Below are 17,127 nucleotides of genomic sequence, written 5' to 3' on the forward strand. Positions count from 1 at the left end.
ACTGGCGGGACCATGTCAAGCACTTCGACCAAAGCCCGGACCCGCAAGTCTCCGGCTCAGCGCTCCGGCGAGATCCTCGCGGCAGCGACGGAGCTGGCGCGTGAGCAGGGGCTCAGCGGCCTGACCCTGCGCGCCGTCGCAGAGCGCGCGGGCGTCGCATCCGGGCTGATCGCCCACTACCAGCCCTCGATGGACGACCTCATCGCGCGCGTCTACAGCGACCTCGTCGCGGCAGAGATCCGCGACGTCGAGCAGGTGATGGGCACGCGCGCGGGCGCGGCCGGACGCATGGCGATGCTCATCGAGACGCTGCTGGACGGCACTCGCGAAGACCTGACCGTGGTGTGGGTAGAAGCCTGGGCGCTCGGTCGGCGCAACCCCGCGCTCGCCGAAGCGGTGCGCGCTCAGATGGACGCATGGCATCGGATGGTCGCCGCGGTGATCGACGGCGGTCTCGCGACGGGAGCCTTCACCACGCCGAATTCGTCGGATGCCGCCTGGCAGCTGCTCGGCATGATCGACGGCCTGAACGCCCAGTCCCTGGCCCGCGGGATCGAGGTTGAGGGCTACATCCCCAAGATGGCTCGGGCGGCCGAGATCCTTCTCGGAGCGCCGGAAGGGTCGATCGAGGCGCAGTGAATCGCCGTGCCCCGGCGGCTCAGCGGGTGAGCGAATAGAACCGGAAGAACGCGAAGTCCTCGATCGGCAGCACGTCGAGGTCCGCGAATCCTGCTTCTCGCGCGTACCCGCGCAAGGTGTCGGGTCGCATGACGGTTCCGGTGCCGACGCTGGGGCTGTGCGACAGGCTGTCGGGCAGGCAGATCAGAAGACTGTAGGCGTACATGATGCGCTCGAGGTCGTCGCCCGGTGCGCTGAAGTCCTCGGCGACGGCCTCGTCCATCACGATCACCGGGCCGTCGTCGCGCACCGCCGCGCGCATCGCCGCGAGCACCTCGACCGGCTGCGGCATGTCATGGATGCACTCGAAGGCGAACGCCGCGTCGAACGGCCCGAAGGCGGAGAGCCCGCTTCCGTTCGCGTTGTGGAAGCGCACCCGATCGGAGAGGCCGGCATCCCGCGCATTCGCCCGCGCGAGTTCGATCGAGGGATCGTCGACGTCGAAGCCGTCCACCCGCAGCTCCGGGTAGGCCCGCGCCAGGGCGATCGAGGACCACCCGGCACCCGTGCCGACATCGGCGATGCGCGCCCCCGGGCGGGTGAGTGCGGCATGGATGGGGTCGACTCCGGCGAACGCGCGGGGCAGCTCGTCGAACCAGGGGCGGTTCATGTCGGCCTGAGCCTCGCGCGCGTCAGCGCCGAAGTCTGCCCAGCTGACGCCGCCTCCGGTGCGATAGGCCGTCAGCAGGTCGGGCAGGGCAGGCCCCACCCCTCCCAGCATGCGCGCCAGGGGGGTCAGGTAGTTCAGGCTCCGCTCGTCGGTGAGCACTTCTGCGGCGCCGGCGGGCAGGCGGAAGCGGCGTTGCGCACCGTCGTGACCCTCCTCGGCCTGCAGCACCCCGGTCACCGCCTGCTGCTCGAGCCATTCGCGCACGTACCGGGGTGAGGACGCGGTGCGGTGCGCCAGCTCCGTCGCCGTAGCGGGGCCGGCCGCGGCGAGGCTGCGGTACCAGCCGAGCCGATCGCCGATGTGCACGGCGAGGATGTCCGCGAATCCGAGCGCCGAGGCGAACAGGCGTGCAGCGAACTCCTCGGCGGTCGGGCCTTCATCGTTGCTCATGTGATCTCCCCTTCGACGGAAGTCTGCCGGTCCGCCCCCGCTCGCACCACCCTGCTCGGGTCCGGCTTCAGGTGGCGCGTCTGGTCGCTTCGCGGGGCAGGATGCGGCAGATCCTGCCACCTGAACCCCGTGCGGTCAGCGGATCAGCTGTTCCCAGCCGTCGCCGTCCGCGTGCTCGAAGATGAGATTCGTCTCGGTGTGCGCCACCGCCGGATGGCCGGTCAGGTGGGCCAGGACGAACTCGCGAAGCTCCGCGGCGTCGCGCGCCATGACGTGCAGCAGGAAGTCGTCCGCACCGGCCATGTGGAACAGGCTCAGCACGCCGGGAAGGCTCGGGGCCGCGCGCCGGAAGGCCTCGATCTCCTCGCGCGCGTGCTTGACGAGCCGGATCGCGATCAGCGCCTGCACCGTTGCACCGAGCGCGAGCGGGTTGAGGTCGACGCGGTACCGGCGGATCACGCCGCTGGTCTGCAGCCGGCGCAGCCGCAGCGACACCGTCGACTCGGCGATGCCGAGCGTCGAGGCCAGCGATGCGCCCGACGCGCGCGCATTCGCGGTGAGTGCCCGCAGCAGCGCTCGGTCGGTGCGATCGAGTTCAAGGACCTGCGCCATGGTGCTCCTTCGCCGCATCGAGAATGAAGCTTCTTCGACCCACAGTAGCCCCGGCGCGGCATCCTCCATGTTCGATTGCCGTTTCGGCGGCATTCTGCTGTTCTCGAGGCATGCATTCCAGCTCCACCGACCACACCCAACACCGCATCGAGACCCGCGCCGTGCACGCCGGGATGGCGGGTCTGCGCGAGAGCGGGGCGCACGTTCCGCCCATCGACTTCTCGACGACGTATCCGCTGCCCGACGTGGACAGCGGCGGTGCAGCCTACGAGGAGCTGGCGACCGGGCACGACCTCGCGCCCGGTCGCAGCGCGGTGTACCAGCGCCTGTGGCAGCCCGGTGTCGCGCGATTCGAAGACGCGCTCGCCGAGCTCGAGCACACCGAGGGCGCCGTGGCGTTCGCCAGCGGCATGGCGGCGCTGGCCGCATGCCTGATCGCAGCGGTGACGGCGGGCACACCCCATGTGGTCGCGGTCCGTCCGCTGTACGGCGGCACCGACCACGTGCTGGAGAACGGCCTGCTCGGCACGACAGTGACGTGGGCGACGGTGGACGAGATCGCCGCGGCGATCCGCCCCGACACGGGTCTGGTGATCGTCGAGACACCGGCCAACCCCACGCTGGAACTGGTCGACCTTCGGCAGGTCGTCGCGGCGGCGGGCTCCGTGCCCGTCCTGGTGGACAACACGTTCGCGACACCGGTGCTGCAGCAGCCGGCGCGTCACGGCGCGACCCTCGTGCTGCACAGCGCCACGAAGTATCTCGGCGGCCACGGCGACGTGATGGGCGGCGTCGTCGCGACGAACGGCGACTGGGTGCAGCGGCTGCGCCAGGTGCGTGCGCTCACCGGCGGATTGCTGCACCCGATGGCGGCGTACCTCCTGCACCGGGGGCTTCGGACCCTGCCTCTGCGCGTGCGTGCTCAGCAGCGGACGGCCGCGGTGCTCGCCGAGCGCATCAGCGCGCACCCCGCCGTCGCCCGGGTGTTCTATCCAGGACTTCCCGGCCAGGACCCGAGGGGGCTGCTGAGCAGCCAACTCGACGGACCCGGCTCGATCATCGCCGTCGAACTCGCCGGCGGCTACGATGCCGCCGCCACGTTCACCGAGTCCTGCACGCTGATCGAGCATGCGGTCTCACTCGGCGGCATCGACTCGCTCGTGCAGCATCCCGCCTCGTTGACGCACCGCCCGGTCGCGGGACCGGCCAAGCCCGGCGCCGGCATCGTGCGCCTCTCGATCGGCCTCGAGCACGTGGACGACCTGACCGAGGACGTCATGGCGGCGCTCGCCGCAGTGGATGCGATGATGGATGCCGGTCGGTCCGCGACCGCGACGGTCGAGTCCCCGCAGCTCGTGCACACGTCCTAGCACGTCGGCTCATCCCGTTCCAGGCCCTGCCGGGCGGCATCCGCGCGGTCGTAACGTTGCGTCGCAGACGCCGGCACCCGGTCGGCGCGACGCAGAGGACGATGACGATGACGATGAACAGCTCGGGCGGTCAGCCGCCGATCCCCCCGATCGTCGACCGCCGTGACGACGACGGCGCGGAGGGGGTCGATGACCTGGAGCCCTTCGACGACGACGACGCGGCCGTGGACCCGGACGCCGATGCGAACCAGGTCGACAGCGCCGAGGCCGACGTCCTCGCGAGCACCGAGGGCACCAAGGACGGCGATCTCGACCGGTGACCGGCGAGGCGACCGGCGACGGGTCGGCGACCAAGGCCCTCGACGCCTGGCTGCGCAGCCTTGCCGAAGCCGACGGGGCGCCGGGCGGCGGGGCCGCGTGCGGAGTGATACTCGGCGTCTCCGCCGCGCTGCTGCACATGGTGGCGGGGTACACCGAGGGTCCGCGCGCGGCGCAGAGCGGGGACCGGCTCGTCGGGCTCCGCCGCGACGCGCTGCAGGCGGCTGACGCGGACGGCGCCTGCTCCGCGGCCCTGGGCGCTGCCCTCGCGCGTGAGAAGGACGACGCCGGTCGCGACGACGCCGTGCGGGATGCCGCGCTCGCGGCAGCGGAATCGTCCGCTGCCCTGGGCGAGGTCGCGGAGAGTCTCGTACCCGAACTCGAGCTGCTCGCCGAGATCGGCAACCCGCACATCACCGCCGACCTCGTCGTGGCTGCGCACGCGCTGGTGGCCGGAGTGGCCGGGGCGATGGTCAACCTCCGCGGAGACCTCCGGCTCGCTGCCGAGCACAGCTCGGATGCCGGCGGTGGCGCGAGGGAGGAAGGGCTCGAGGCCGGTGCGCGCGCTATGACGCAGACGCGGGAAGCGGCATCCCGCACCGCCGCCGCCCTCTCGGCGAGAGTCGATGCGCAGTGAGGGCGCCGGAGGTTAGCGTGGAACGCATGGCATCCTCCCCCTTCTCCTCCCTGGACGACTACATCGCACTGCCCCGCGTCGAAGCGCTCGCGCTCTCACCCGATGGCAGCCAGGCGGTGCTCACGGTCGCGACCCTCACCAAAGACGGCACCGGGTACGAGCGCTCGCTGTGGGCGGTTGCGGCCGACGGAACGGGGTCTCCGCGCCGGCTGACCCGCTCCGCCAAGGGCGAGTCCAGCGCGGCGTTCACCGCGGCCGGCGACATCCTGTTCGTCTCTGCCCGGCCCGACGCCGAAGGGGACGGCGACGACGAGTCCAGCCAGCTCTGGCTGCTTCCGGCCGCGGGCGGCGAGGGTCGCCCGGTGACCCGGCTCGCGGGAGGCGTCTCGTCGATCGCCGGGGTGGCCGAGGCCGCCGACCGCCTGGTGCTGAGCGCCGAGCTGCTTCCGGGCGGGGAGAGCCTCGAGGCCGAGGCGAAGCTGCGGGCGCTGCGCAAGAAGAAGAAGGTCGCCGCGATCCTCCACGAGCGCTACCCGGTGCGCTTCTGGGACCACGACCTCGGGCCCGCCGAGCCGCACCTGCTCGCGGTGGACCTCGCCGGCCTGGCCGACACGGTGGCCGCGGTCGCCGCCGAATCGGGCGAGCGCGCCCCGGACGAAGCGGTCGAGGAGGGCGGGGATGCCGGCACTCCGTATCCTGCGACGCTGCCGCGTCCGGTCGACCTGACACCGAGCCCGGGGCGCAGCGCCGATACCGCGGGCGCTGCACTCACCCCGGACGGGCGCACCCTGATCGCCGCGCTGCGCATTCCCGAGACTCGGGACGGCCGCTTCGCGCTGGCCACGATCGACATGGAGACCACCGAGCGCACCTGGCTCTTCGACGAGCCCGATGTCGATTTCGAGGCGCCGGCGATCAGCCACGACGGACGAACGGTGGCCTACGTGCGCATGGAGAAGGGATCGCCGGCCGCCCCCACCGATGTCGAGGTCTGGGTGGCCGGCATCGACGGCGAGAGCCCCCGGCGCCTCGCCGCGGACTGGGACCGGTGGGCGACCAGCCTCGTGTTCGCCGCGGATGACTCCGCGCTCATCGCCACGGCCGACTCCGACGGCCGCGGACCCGTGTACCGCATCCCGCTCGACGGCGGCGCGCCCGTGCAGGTCACCCACGACGACTTCACCTACACGCACGTCGCCGTCGACCGCACCTCGGGCGACCTGGTCGCCCTGCGCTCGAACTGGGTCGCGCCCTCGCACCCGGTGCGCATCACCGCCGACGGCACCGTCACCGCCCTCGCGACTCCGGCCGCGCTGCCGGTCGCCCCCGGCACGATCACGGAGGTGGAGACCACCGCGCAGGACGGTGCTCGGGTGCGGGGCTGGCTGCTGCTGCCCGAAGGTGCCTCCGATGCCGCGCCCGCACCGCTGCTGCTGTGGATCCACGGCGGACCGCTCGCGAGCTGGAACGCGTGGAGCTGGCGCTGGGCACCGCTGCTGGCCGTCGCGCGCGGCTACGCCGTGCTGCTGCCCGACCCCGCACTGTCGACCGGCTACGGCCTCGAATTCATCGCTCGCGGCTGGAACAGCTGGGGCGGCAAGCCCTACACAGACCTGCTGTCGATCACGGATGCCGTCGTGGCACGCCCCGACATCGACGAGTCCAAGACCGCCGCGATGGGCGGATCGTTCGGCGGATACATGGCCAACTGGGTGGCCGGGCACACCGACCGCTTCCGTGCGATCGTGACGCACGCGAGCCTGTGGGCGATGGATCAGTTCGGCGGCACGACCGACAGCTCGGAGTACTGGCAGCGGATCTTCACCCCCGAGGCGATGATGGAGAACTCTCCGCACCGCTTCGTCGGCAGCATCCGCACCCCGCTGCTGGTGATCCACGGCGATCGCGACTACCGCGTGCCGATCGGCGAGAGCCTGCGGCTGTGGTCGGAGCTGGCGGAGCACCACGCCGAGGCCGACGGGTCGACCGTGCACCGGTTCCTGTTCTACCCCGACGAGAATCACTGGGTCCTGAAGCCGCAGCACGCGGTCGTCTGGTACCAGACCGTGTTCGCGTTCCTGGACCAGCACGTGCACGGCGCCGAGTGGCAGCGCCCCGCCCTCCTGGGCTGACCTCCGGACGCTGAGACGACAACTGCACGTCGAGACTGCGGGTAGACCCCACAGTCTCGACGTGCAGTTGTCGTCTCACGGGGGATAGGGACGGGCGAGGGGGAGCGCGCACGAAACGCGCGCGCAACGAATATCGGCGACACTGTGGGGATGTCCACAAAGGTCTCGCTCACGCACTACACCGGGTACACGTTCGCCCGACCGGTGAACGTCACGCCCCACGTCGTGCGCCTGAGGCCTGCTCCGCACTCGCGCACCCCGATCGAGGCGTACTCGCTCGAGGTCAGCCCCAAGGAGCACTTCGTCAACTGGCAGCAGGACCCGTTCGGCAACTGGGTCGCCCGCCTGGTGTTCCCCGAGAAGATCGACCACCTGTCGATCACGGTGAGCCTCGTCGCCGATCTCATGGTGATCAATCCGTTCGACTTCTTCATCGAGGAGTACGCCGAGCACTTCCCCTTCGCGTACGAGCCGGGTCTGAAGGCCGACCTCGCGCCGTACCTGCGCCCTGTCGAGGACAGTGAGCAGGCCGGCATCTGGAAGGAATCGCTGCCGGCGCTCCCCGAGAACGGCGTGCCGACCGTGCAGTTCCTCGCGGGGCTCAACTCCGCCGTCCACCGCGACGTCGCGTACGACGTCCGCATGGAGGCCGGCGTGCAGAGCCCGGACGAGACCCTGCACCGCGCGATCGGGAGCTGCCGCGACAGCGCGTGGCTGCTGGTGAGTCTGCTGCGCAAGTACGGGCTCGCGGCGCGGTTCGTCTCCGGCTACCTGGTGCAGCTCGCCGCCGACCAGAAGGCGCTCGACGGACCGAGCGGCACCGAGGTCGACTTCACCGACCTGCACGCGTGGACCGAGGTGTACATCCCGGGCGCCGGGTGGGTCGGCATGGACCCCACCAGCGCGCTGTTCGCCGGCGAGGGTCACATCCCGCTGAGCGCGACCCCGCACCCCTCCAGCGCCGCACCCATCGAGGGAAGCACCGAGCCGGTCGAGGTGACCTTCGAGTTCCGCAACGAAGTGATCCGCATCCACGAGGATCCCCGCACGACCAGGCCGTACACCGACGCGCAGTGGGCCCGCATCGATGCGCTGGGCGCCTCGGTCGATGAGCGCCTGATCGCGGGCGACGTGCGCCTGACGATGGGCGGCGAGCCGACCTTCGTGGCTCTGGACAGCGCCGACGAGGACGGCAAGACCAGCGCTGAGTGGAGCACCGATGCCGACGGCGCGCACAAGCGGGAACTCGCGGGCGTCCTCGCGGAGCGCCTTCGCGCGACGTACGCCATCGGCGGCGTGGTGCACCGCGGCCAGGGCAAGTGGTACCCGGGCGAGGAGCTGCCCCGCTGGAACATCGCCCTGCAGTGGCGCACCGACGGCGAACCGCTGTGGAGTGATCCGGCTCTGCTCGCCGATCCGTGGGGCGCGGATGCCGACGCCGACGCGCGCTCGAACGCCGAGGCGCTCGCCCGCGCGGTGACCGCGGTGCTCGGCATCCCGGATCGACGGCTTCTGCCCGCCTACGAGGATCCGTTCGCCGCGATCGCCGAGGAGATCCGGCAGCCCGAGGGTCCTCGCCCGGGAGTCGACGAGCAGGACCTGGATGTCGACCGCCTCGATCGCGCCGTCACCGTCGAGACGGGCTGGGTGCTGCCGCTGACGACCGAGGGCGAGTGGACCAGCCCGGCCTGGACGTTCCGTCGCGGGCGTCTCGTGCTGATCCCCGGCTCGAGCGCCGTCGGCCTGCGGCTGCCGCTGGATTCGGTCTCGTGGGAGGACCCGGAGCATCCGGGTGAGCCGTCGTACCTGGAGGCAGGCCCCGCGCTGCAGCCCGGCATCCCGGAGGTGACCGTCGTCGATCCGAAGGATGCGCGTACGACCGCGATCACGTTCGAGGCCCGAGGCGGTCACGTGCACGTGTTCCTGCCGCCGACGATCACGCTCGAGGCGTACTGCGACCTGCTGATGGTCATCGAGCGGGCGGCGAGCCTGACCCGCTGCCGGATCGTGCTCGAGGGGTACGGCCCGCCGCCGGACGCGCGCCTGACGCAGCTGATCGTCACGCCCGACCCGGGCGTGATCGAGGTCAACGTGCAGCCGACCTCCTCGTGGAGCGACCTGCGCCATCTGACCGTGACGCTCTACGAGCAGGCGCGGCAGAGCAGGCTCGCGACCCAGAAGTTCGACCTCGACGGCCTGCACACGGGGACGGGGGGCGGCAACCACATCACCCTCGGGGGAGCCCAGCCGGTCGATTCGCCGCTGCTGCGCCGGCCCGATCTGCTGGCGAGTCTCATCAGCTATTGGCAGCGGCATCCCAGCCTCTCCTACCTGTTCTCCGGCCGGTTCATCGGCCCGACGAGCCAGGCGCCGCGCTTCGACGAGGGCCGGCCCGAAGCCGTCTACGAGATGGAGATCGCGCTGCAGGAGATCGAGCGTCAGCTCGAGGCTGCACGCGAAACCGGCGAGGAATCGTCTCCGTGGCTGGTCGACCGGGCGCTGCGGCACCTGCTGACCGACCTCACCGGCAATACCCATCGCGCGGAGTTCTGCATCGACAAGCTCTACAGCCCCGACAGCAGCCGGGGCCGGCTGGGACTGCTCGAGCTGCGGGGGTTCGAGATGCCGCCGCACGCGCAGCTCGCGCTCGTGCAGGCACTGCTCGTGCGCAGCCTCGTCGCCATGTTCTGGGAGAAGCCGTACACGGCGCCGCTGGTGCGCTGGGGCACGCGCCTGCACGAGGACTTCCTCCTGCCCGAGGGATCCTCGGCCGACATCGACGAGGTCGTGGCCGATCTGCAGGCGCACGGCATCGCCTTCGAGCCGGACTGGCTCGACGCGTTCACCGAGTTCCGCTTCCCCCGGATCGGCATGACCCGCTTGGCGAGCGGGATCGAGCTCGAGCTGCGTCAGGCGATCGAGCCGTGGAACGTGCTGGGCGAAGAGGTCGCCGAGGGCGGCACCTCCCGGTATGTCGACTCGTCCGTCGAGCGCGTGCAGGTCAAGGTGACCGGCGTCGATCCGCGCCGGCACCTCGTGACGTGTCAGGCTGTTCCCGTGCCACTGTCCTCGACCGGTCGCGCCGGCGAGTACTACGCCGGCGTCCGCTACCGTGCCTGGCAGCCCTGGTCCGCGCTGCACCCGTCGATCCCGGTTCACGCACCGCTCGTGTTCGATGTCGTGGACATCGAGTCCGGAGTGAGTGTCGGCGGCGCGACCTACCACGTGGTGCACCCGGGTGGGCGGTCCTACGACCACCCGCCGATCAACGCGAACGAGGCGGAGGCCCGCCGCGCGAGCAGGTTCGAGCCGCACGGTCACACGTCCGGCCATCTGGATGTCGTCGCTCTGCGAGAGCGGGCGCGGCGTGCCTTCAGCCCCGACTACCCGCACACCCTGGATCTGCGGAGGGTGCCGACCGCGTGAGCCTCCTTCGCGAGTACGCCGCGTCGATCTCTCAGCCGACGCTGCCGCTGACCGGGAACGGCGTGCGGTTCGACGAGGTCGTCGGCACCGACGGCGCCCTGCGGCCGGCCTGGAAGGGCATGGCATCGATCGCCGTGGAGCTCACTCCGGCCGAGCTCGGGCGCATCGACGGCGAGATCTCGACCCTGCTCGCCGACGACGGCGCGACGTACGGCACCCCGGAGGCCGGCTCGCAGCCCTGGCGGCTGGACCCGATGCCGCTCGTGCTGGATGCCGCCACCTGGGCACGGCTCGAGGTCGGTCTCGCGCAGCGGACGGAGCTGCTCAACGCCCTGCTGGCCGACATCTACGGCGAGCAGCGGCTGCTCGCCGAGGGCGTCATCCCCTCGGCGATCGTGTTCGGCCATTCCGGCTACACCCGCCCGATCGCCCGCGCCCGCGGCTTCGACCCGAACCCGCTCATCCTCTCCAGCACCGACCTCGGCCGGGATGCGGCGGGGGAGTGGCGCGTGCTGACCGATCGGGTGCAGGCGCCGTCGGGCCTCGGCTACGCGATGGAGAACCGGCGCGTGCTCTCTCGCGTGCTGCCCGAGCTGTACGAAGAAGCGGGGCTGCACCGCATGGAGCCGTACTTCTCGGCCCTGCGCTCGGCCCTACTGCAGGCGGCGCCCCCGGAGGCGGAGGACCCGCGGGTCGTCGTCCTCTCGCCCGGGACGCACTCCGAGACGGCGTACGACCAGGCCTTCATCGCGAACATCCTCGGCTTCCCGCTCGTGCAGGGCGAGGACCTCGTCGTGCAGGACGGGTGGGTCTGGATGAAGCCGGCCGGCTTCCCCCAGCACCAGCCGTACGAGCGCGTCGATGTGATCCTGCGCCGGGTGGATGCCGAGTGGTGCGACCCGCTCGAGCTGCGCGCCGGCTCCCAGCTGGGCGTCGCCGGCCTGACCGAAGCAGTGCGCCGCGGCCGGGTGCGCCTGGTGAACGGGCTGGGCGCGGGCGTTCTGGAGAACGCGGGCCTCATGCCCTTCATGCCGGCCGTGTGCGAGCGGCTGCTGGGAGAGCAGCTGCGCCTGCCGTCCGTCGAGACGACGTGGTGCGGCGATCCGGACGGCCTCGAGCGCGTCCTCGCGGCGATCTCCGCCGACCCCGCCGGCACGATCGTGCGGCAGATCGACGGCACGGCGGCCGAGCTGGCGGCCCTGGACCCGGCGCAGCTCGAGGAGCGCATCCGCACGGCGCCGCATCGCTTCGTCGGCCAGGAGCGGCTGCCGCTCTCGCAGGCTCCGTCGTGGGGCGACGTGGGGCGGGCGAGCGGACGGGCGAACCCGCATCCGCTCGTGCTGCGCGCCTTCACCGTGCGCGACGGCGCGGTCTACCGGCCGCTGGTCGGCGGACTTGCGACCCTCGTCGACGACCGGGCCGCCGCACCCAGCACCAAGGACGTCTGGGTGCTCAAGAGCGCGCCCGATGACCTGGACCAGGGCATCGTCGAGGTGGCCGCCGTGCCTCGCGCCCGCGCGGTCCCGGTGCTCTCCCCGCGTGCAGTGGAGGACATGTTCTGGTCGGGTCGCTACACCGAGCGGGCCGAGGACCTCGTGCGCCTGGTCATCACCGCGACCGCCCACGCGGAGCAGTTGGACTACACCTCGACCACCGAGGGCGGCGCAGCCCTGCGCGCGCTCAACGGCGTGCTGCAGCGTCTCTGCGGGACGCGCTGGCTCGACGCGGATCTCGAGCAGCGCTCGCTGCTGGCGGATGCCGACCGCCCGGGCTCGGCGGCGCACTCGCTCCAGCGCATGCGCGACGCGCTCGAGGGCGTGCGCGATCAGCTGTCGGTCGACACGTGGCGCGCGTTCGGCAGCACGGACCGCGCGATGAGGGCGCTGCGGGGATCCGGGCGGCAGCAGATCGCCGAATCGGCCAGCCGGATGCTGGGCGGCATCCTGTCCCTGCAGGGCGTGACGGCCAACATGATCCGCGACGACGGCTGGCACGCGATCGAGGCCGGGCGCTACCTCGAGCGGGCGATCCAGGTGTGCACGCTGCTCGCGGCCACAACCACCAGCTCGCGCGGCGTCGGTGTCGATCGCGCTGTCCTCGGCGGCGTGCTCCTGGCCGCCGAGAGCTCGGTCACCCACCGACGCCGCTTCCGCGGCAGCGCGCGCACCGCCGACGTGCTCGAGCTGCTGCTGCTGGATGCCGACAACCCGCGGTCTGTCGCGTACGGGCTCTCCGAGCTGCAGTTCCACCTGTCCAAGCTCGCCGGCTCGACCGGCTCCACTCGGCCGGAGCGCCTGCTCGCGGATCTGCGGGAAGCCCTCGACGGCATCGACATCGCGGTGCTGACCGCCGCGGTGGAGGGGCGACGCGCGGTCCTCGAGGACTTCCTCACCGAAACGCACGCGCAGCTGCACCGCCTGGGCGATGCGATCGTGGGCGTCCACTTCGCAGCCGGGCCGGTGCCCCAGCCGATCTCGTCGCTGTCGCTCACCGAGGTCATGGGGGATCCGAGGTGAGGTACCGGGTCTCGCACACCACGACCTACACGTACGACGACGACGTGTCCAGCAGCTTCGGCATCGCCCACTGCCGCCCTCGCGAGCTGCCGTGGCAGCACGTCGCCTCGCGGTCGGTCTCGATCGACCCGGTGCCCAACGACATCAGCGACGACATCGACTGCTACGGCAATGTCGTCTCGTACTTCCACGTGACCGAGCCCCACCTGCAACTGACGATCGACGCTCTCAGCGAGGTGACGGTCGTGCCGACCGAGTACGACGCCGACGCACTGCTCACGCCGTGGGAGAACGCGCGACCCATCCTGAATCCGCGGATCGCACGCGGAGCGTGGGCCGCCGCCGAGTTCGCCCTGGAATCGCCCAAGGCGCGGCACGTGGAGGCGGCGCGGCGCTATGCCGCAGCATCCCTGACCGCGGGCCGCCCCGTCGGCGAGGCCGTGACCGATCTGATGCACCGGATCAAGACGGACTTCCACTACGACAAGACCGCGACCACCGTGACCAGCACGGTGGCGGACGTGATGGACAAGCGCGCGGGCGTGTGCCAGGACTTCGCGCACCTCGCGCTCGCGTGCCTGCGCAGCCACGGAATCGCGGCGCGCTACGTCAGCGGCTACCTCGCGACCCGTACACCCGCCGGCAAGCCCCGCATGGTGGGCGCAGACGCGTCCCACGCATGGGTGGCCGCGTGGATCCCCGGGTCCGACCAGTGGCTCGCCTTCGACCCGACCAACGACCAGTGGGCCTCCGATCGCCACGTGACCGTGGCGTGGGGGCGCGATTACGGCGATGTGCCTCCCGTGAAGGGCGTCATCTTCACCGAGGCCAAGAAGTCGACGCTTCGCGTGGCCGTGGACGTTGCACCACTCGAGGAGTATTCGCAAGCCTGAGCTTCCCGCCGGGGCGTATGCGACCCTGGAGGGTGAGATCGTATCGATGCCGTGTGTGCGGCAGCCCCCTGTACTTCGAGAACTCGGTCTGCGTCTCGTGCGGTGTGGGCCTCGGCTTCTCGCGCGACGAGGGCGAGATCGTCCCCGTCGGTCCGGATGGGCGCTACGTCGACGGATCGGGCCTGATCTGGCACGTGTGCCGCAACCTGAATCTGTCGGGCTGCACGTGGCTGGCCCCGCTGCAGGGCGGCCAGTGCTTCAGCTGCTCGCTCACCCGGACGCGCCCGAACGATGCGGACGCGGCCGGCGTCGCGAACTTCCCCGTGGCAGAACGGGCCAAGCGCCACCTCATCGTCGAGCTCGATCGCCTGGGATTCCCTGTGGTCGGCAAGGACGCCGCCACCGGCGGCGACCCGGTGAACGGCGTGTGCTTCGATCTGCTCTCGAGCACCGATCGCAGCGTCACGATCGGCCACGACGACGGCGTCATCACGATCGACCTGGCCGAGAGCGATCCGGCCTATCGCGAGAGGCTTCGCGGCGAGCTCGACGAGCCGTACCGCACGATGCTCGGCCACTTCCGTCACGAGATCGGTCACTACTACGAGTGGCAGCTCGTCGAGCGCGGGGGCGACGCCGAGCGGATCGAGCGGTGCCGCGAGCTGTTCGGCGACGAGACGATCGACTATCAGACCGAGATCGACCGGCACTACGCGCTCGGGCCGCCCGCCGGCTGGGAGGAGTCGTACCTGACCACGTACGCGACGATGCACCCCTACGAGGACTTCGCCGAGACGTGGGCCCACTTCCTCCACATCTGCGACACGGTCGAGACGGCATCCGCATACGGCCTGACGGCCGTCGCCGGTGTCGAGGCCTTCTCGCGATTCCGGGATCTGGTCACGGGTGTGTGGGTTCCGCTGTCGAGCACCCTCAACATGATCAACCGCTCGATGGGCAAGGACGACCTCTACCCGTTCGTGATCCCCGCGCCGGTGCTCGACAAGCTGGACTTCGTGGCGTCGCTGCGAGGTGTGAGGCGCGCCTGACTCACGCCGAGTCCGCGGGTGACGCGCCCGCGTCGGTGATCACGCGCAGGTCCGAGAAATCGACGTCGACGAAGGCGCCGAGGAATCCCTTGAGCTCCTCGGCCATGTCGATGACATCGCGGTCCAGCAGCCACTGCACCTGCAGGCCGTCCATCATGGCGATCGTGGCGACAGCGGCTCCCTGGGGCGTCACACCCGCCATCAGCCGCCCGTCCCGCTCGAGCGTCTCGAACGCGTGGCCCAGATTGGCGCGGGTCTGGTCGTAGCGGCCGATGAAGTACTCGTGCGCGGGATGGTCGGGCGCGGTCGCCTCCGCGGAGAGGACGCAGTACAGCTCGACCACTCCGGGCACCGACGCGTTGTAGACCGCGAGCTCCACGAGGCCGCGCAGCGCCACGGCGCCGTCCTCATCGTCGAAGTGGACGAACTCGAGCGAATGCTGGTCGCGCCTGTCGAGCACCGCCGCCAGGAGCGCGCTCTTGTTGGGGAAGTGGTGGAGCAGCCCCGCTTCGCTCATGCCGACTTTGCCGGCGACGTCGCGCAGCGACCCGGACCGGTAGCCGGACTCCGCGAAGACCTCGAGGGCGGCATCCAGGATGGCCATGCGCTTCGCGCCGGTCTTCGCGTACTCTCCCCGGGGCTTGCGCGCGCGGGGTGGTGACGAGGTTTGGGTCACGTTCTCCACCGTATCCTCCGGACCGTCTTCGGTCTTCTCATCGGGGCTTCCCCGGCTCTGGTGCACTCATTGTCCGCCCCCCGCGGACGAAAACCTAGTAACCACTAGAAATTTATCTCGAAAACCTAGTGTGTACTCGGATTTGGTGTTACCGTTTCGTCCACGAGGTGGTCCGCAGTGGAATCGCCCCTTACCAAGAGGACTCGAAGATGATCCGATGGAAGAAGGTCGCGGCAGCAGCGGCTATCGCCGTCACCACCGCGCTCGCGGTCACGGCATGTGCCGGCGGCGGAACCGACGGCGGTGGCGGTGGCGAGGGCGGCGGAGGAACCCTCACGCTCGGCGCTCTCTTCGCGCCGACGACGTACGATCCCTCGGGTGCCGAGTGGGGCAACCGCTCGCCCTACTACCAGGCCGTCTTCGACACGCTCCTGCTCGCCACCCCCGAGGGCACGATCGAGCCGTGGCTGGCGACCGAGTGGTCCTACAACGAGGACAACACGGTTCTCACGCTCACCCTGCGCGATGACGTCACCTTCACGGATGGATCGAAGCTCACCGGCGATGTCGTCGTCGGCAACCTGCAGCGCTTCAAGGAAGGCACCTCGCCCGATGCCGGCTACTTCGCCGGTGTCGCGAGCTTCGAGGCCCCGGATGACACGACGGTGGTCATCACCCTCAACGCTCCCGATCCCGCGATGCTCAATTACCTGACCCGTGACCCGGGACTGGTCGGCGCCGAGGCGAACTTCGACAACCCGGATGCCGCCACGACGCCGATCGGCTCGGGACCGTACGTCCTGGACACCGCCTCGACCGTCACGGGCACGACCTACTCGTATACGAAGAACGCCGACTACTGGAACCCCGACGTCCAGCACTACGACAACCTCGTGATCAACGTCCTCGGTGACCCGACGGCTGCGTTGAACGCGATCAAGGCCGGAGAAGCCAACGGTGTGAAGCTCGTCGACAACGCCGCGCTGACCGAGGTCGAGGGCGCCGGCTGGACCATCAACGCCAACGAGCTCGACTTCCAGGGGCTGCTGCTGCTGGATCGCTCCGGCTCCATGGACCCGGCTCTTGCCGATGTCAAGGTGCGCCAGGCGATCAACTACGCGTTCGATCGCGCGGGCTTGCTGACCGCGCTGCAGTTCGACCACGGCACGGTGACCACGCAGGTGTTCCCCGCGTCCTCGGATGCGTACGACCCCGAGCTGGATAGCTACTACGACTACGACCCCGAGAAGGCGAAGGATCTCCTGGCCGAAGCCGGCTATCCCGACGGTCTGACGATCGCGATGCCGGCCGTCACAGCCCTCGGCGCGACGACCTACACGCTGATCGCCCAGCAGCTCTCCGAGGTCGGGATCACCGTCCAGCAGACGGACGTGCCGATGGGCAACTTCATCGGCGACCTGCTGGCGCCGAAGTATCCGGCGTCGTTCATGGCTCTCGAGCAGAATCCCGACTGGCAGCTCATCCAGTTCATGATCGCTCCGACCGCGGTGTTCAACCCCTTCAAGTACCAGGACCCGCAGGTCGACGAGTACATCAAGGAGATCCAGTACGGCGACGAGGCCACCCAGGCCTCGGTCGCGAAGGAGCTGAACACCTACATCGTCGAGCAGGCGTGGTTCGCACCCTTCTACCGCGTGCAGGGCAGCGTCGCGACCGACGCGAACACGACGGTCGAGATGCTCCCGACCAACGCGTACCCCGCGATCTACGACTTCGAGCCGAAGCAGTAGTCGCCTTCC

The 17,127-nt window shown here is 70.5% G+C and carries 13 protein-coding genes; 10 read left to right on the forward strand and 3 right to left on the reverse strand.

What is annotated here, in order from left to right:
* Positions 1-12 precede the first annotated feature (12 nt).
* Positions 13-639, forward strand: coding sequence for a TetR family transcriptional regulator C-terminal domain-containing protein (locus RWQ91_RS09190; RefSeq protein ID WP_314505131.1), 627 nt, complete (start codon positions 13-15; stop codon positions 637-639).
* A gap of 19 nt (positions 640-658) precedes the next feature.
* Here RWQ91_RS09190 and RWQ91_RS09195 read toward each other — a convergent pair whose 3' ends face one another.
* Together RWQ91_RS09195 and RWQ91_RS09200 are read right to left on the reverse strand one after the other, a co-directional pair.
* Entirely contained in the window at positions 659-1,738 is a 1,080-nt protein-coding gene (locus tag RWQ91_RS09195) for a class I SAM-dependent methyltransferase (protein WP_314505132.1), read from the reverse strand.
* Positions 1,739-1,873: 135 nt separating this feature from the next.
* A complete protein-coding gene (locus tag RWQ91_RS09200; protein WP_314505133.1) occupies positions 1,874-2,350 on the reverse strand; it encodes an Lrp/AsnC family transcriptional regulator in 477 nt (158 codons plus the stop codon).
* 110 nt (positions 2,351-2,460) lie between these two features.
* On the opposite strand from RWQ91_RS09200, the gene RWQ91_RS09205 reads away from it, so the two are divergent.
* The 8 genes from RWQ91_RS09205 to RWQ91_RS09240 all read left to right on the forward strand — a co-directional run bounded on the left by RWQ91_RS09205 (position 2,461) and on the right by RWQ91_RS09240 (position 14,691).
* Positions 2,461-3,720, forward strand: coding sequence for an aminotransferase class I/II-fold pyridoxal phosphate-dependent enzyme (locus RWQ91_RS09205; RefSeq protein ID WP_314505136.1), 1,260 nt, complete (start codon positions 2,461-2,463; stop codon positions 3,718-3,720).
* Positions 3,721-3,827: 107 nt separating this feature from the next.
* A complete protein-coding gene (locus tag RWQ91_RS09210; RefSeq protein ID WP_314505139.1) occupies positions 3,828-4,040 on the forward strand; it encodes a hypothetical protein in 213 nt (70 codons plus the stop codon).
* Positions 4,037-4,675: a cyclodeaminase/cyclohydrolase family protein gene (locus tag RWQ91_RS09215; protein ID WP_314505140.1), complete on the forward strand. Its 639-nt coding sequence runs from the start codon at positions 4,037-4,039 to the stop codon at positions 4,673-4,675. The genes RWQ91_RS09210 and RWQ91_RS09215 overlap by 4 nt, the downstream gene beginning before the upstream one ends.
* A gap of 26 nt (positions 4,676-4,701) precedes the next feature.
* Positions 4,702-6,807 (forward strand): prolyl oligopeptidase family serine peptidase, encoded by a 2,106-nt coding sequence (locus RWQ91_RS09220; RefSeq protein WP_314505143.1) that lies wholly within the window; start codon positions 4,702-4,704, stop codon positions 6,805-6,807.
* A 150-nt stretch (positions 6,808-6,957) separates the two neighbouring features.
* Positions 6,958-10,233 carry a transglutaminase family protein gene (locus RWQ91_RS09225; protein ID WP_314505145.1) on the forward strand — a complete coding sequence of 1,092 codons (3,276 nt, stop codon included), beginning with the start codon at positions 6,958-6,960 and terminating at the stop codon, positions 10,231-10,233.
* Positions 10,230-12,749 (forward strand): circularly permuted type 2 ATP-grasp protein, encoded by a 2,520-nt coding sequence (locus RWQ91_RS09230; RefSeq protein ID WP_314505148.1) that lies wholly within the window; start codon positions 10,230-10,232, stop codon positions 12,747-12,749. Before RWQ91_RS09225 ends, RWQ91_RS09230 begins: the two co-directional genes overlap by 4 nt.
* Positions 12,746-13,642 (forward strand): transglutaminase family protein, encoded by an 897-nt coding sequence (locus RWQ91_RS09235; protein ID WP_314505151.1) that lies wholly within the window; start codon positions 12,746-12,748, stop codon positions 13,640-13,642. The genes RWQ91_RS09230 and RWQ91_RS09235 overlap by 4 nt, the downstream gene beginning before the upstream one ends.
* Before the next feature lie 53 nt (positions 13,643-13,695).
* Entirely contained in the window at positions 13,696-14,691 is a 996-nt protein-coding gene (locus RWQ91_RS09240) for a putative zinc-binding metallopeptidase (RefSeq protein ID WP_314505154.1), read from the forward strand.
* Position 14,692: 1 nt separating this feature from the next.
* Here the strand turns inward: RWQ91_RS09240 and RWQ91_RS09245 are convergent, their stop codons facing one another.
* Complete coding sequence (locus tag RWQ91_RS09245) at positions 14,693-15,367, reverse strand: TetR/AcrR family transcriptional regulator (RefSeq protein ID WP_314505155.1); 675 nt, start codon at positions 15,365-15,367, stop codon at positions 14,693-14,695.
* Between the two features lie 209 nt (positions 15,368-15,576).
* On the opposite strand from RWQ91_RS09245, the gene RWQ91_RS09250 reads away from it, so the two are divergent.
* Positions 15,577-17,118, forward strand: a complete 1,542-nt coding sequence (locus RWQ91_RS09250; RefSeq protein WP_314505158.1) for an ABC transporter substrate-binding protein — start codon at positions 15,577-15,579, stop codon at positions 17,116-17,118.
* The last annotated feature ends 9 nt before the right edge of the window (positions 17,119-17,127 follow it).

Origin of the sequence: uncultured Microbacterium sp., assembly GCF_963524805.1 — a bacterium.
Classification (GTDB): Bacteria; Actinomycetota; Actinomycetes; order Actinomycetales; family Microbacteriaceae; genus Microbacterium.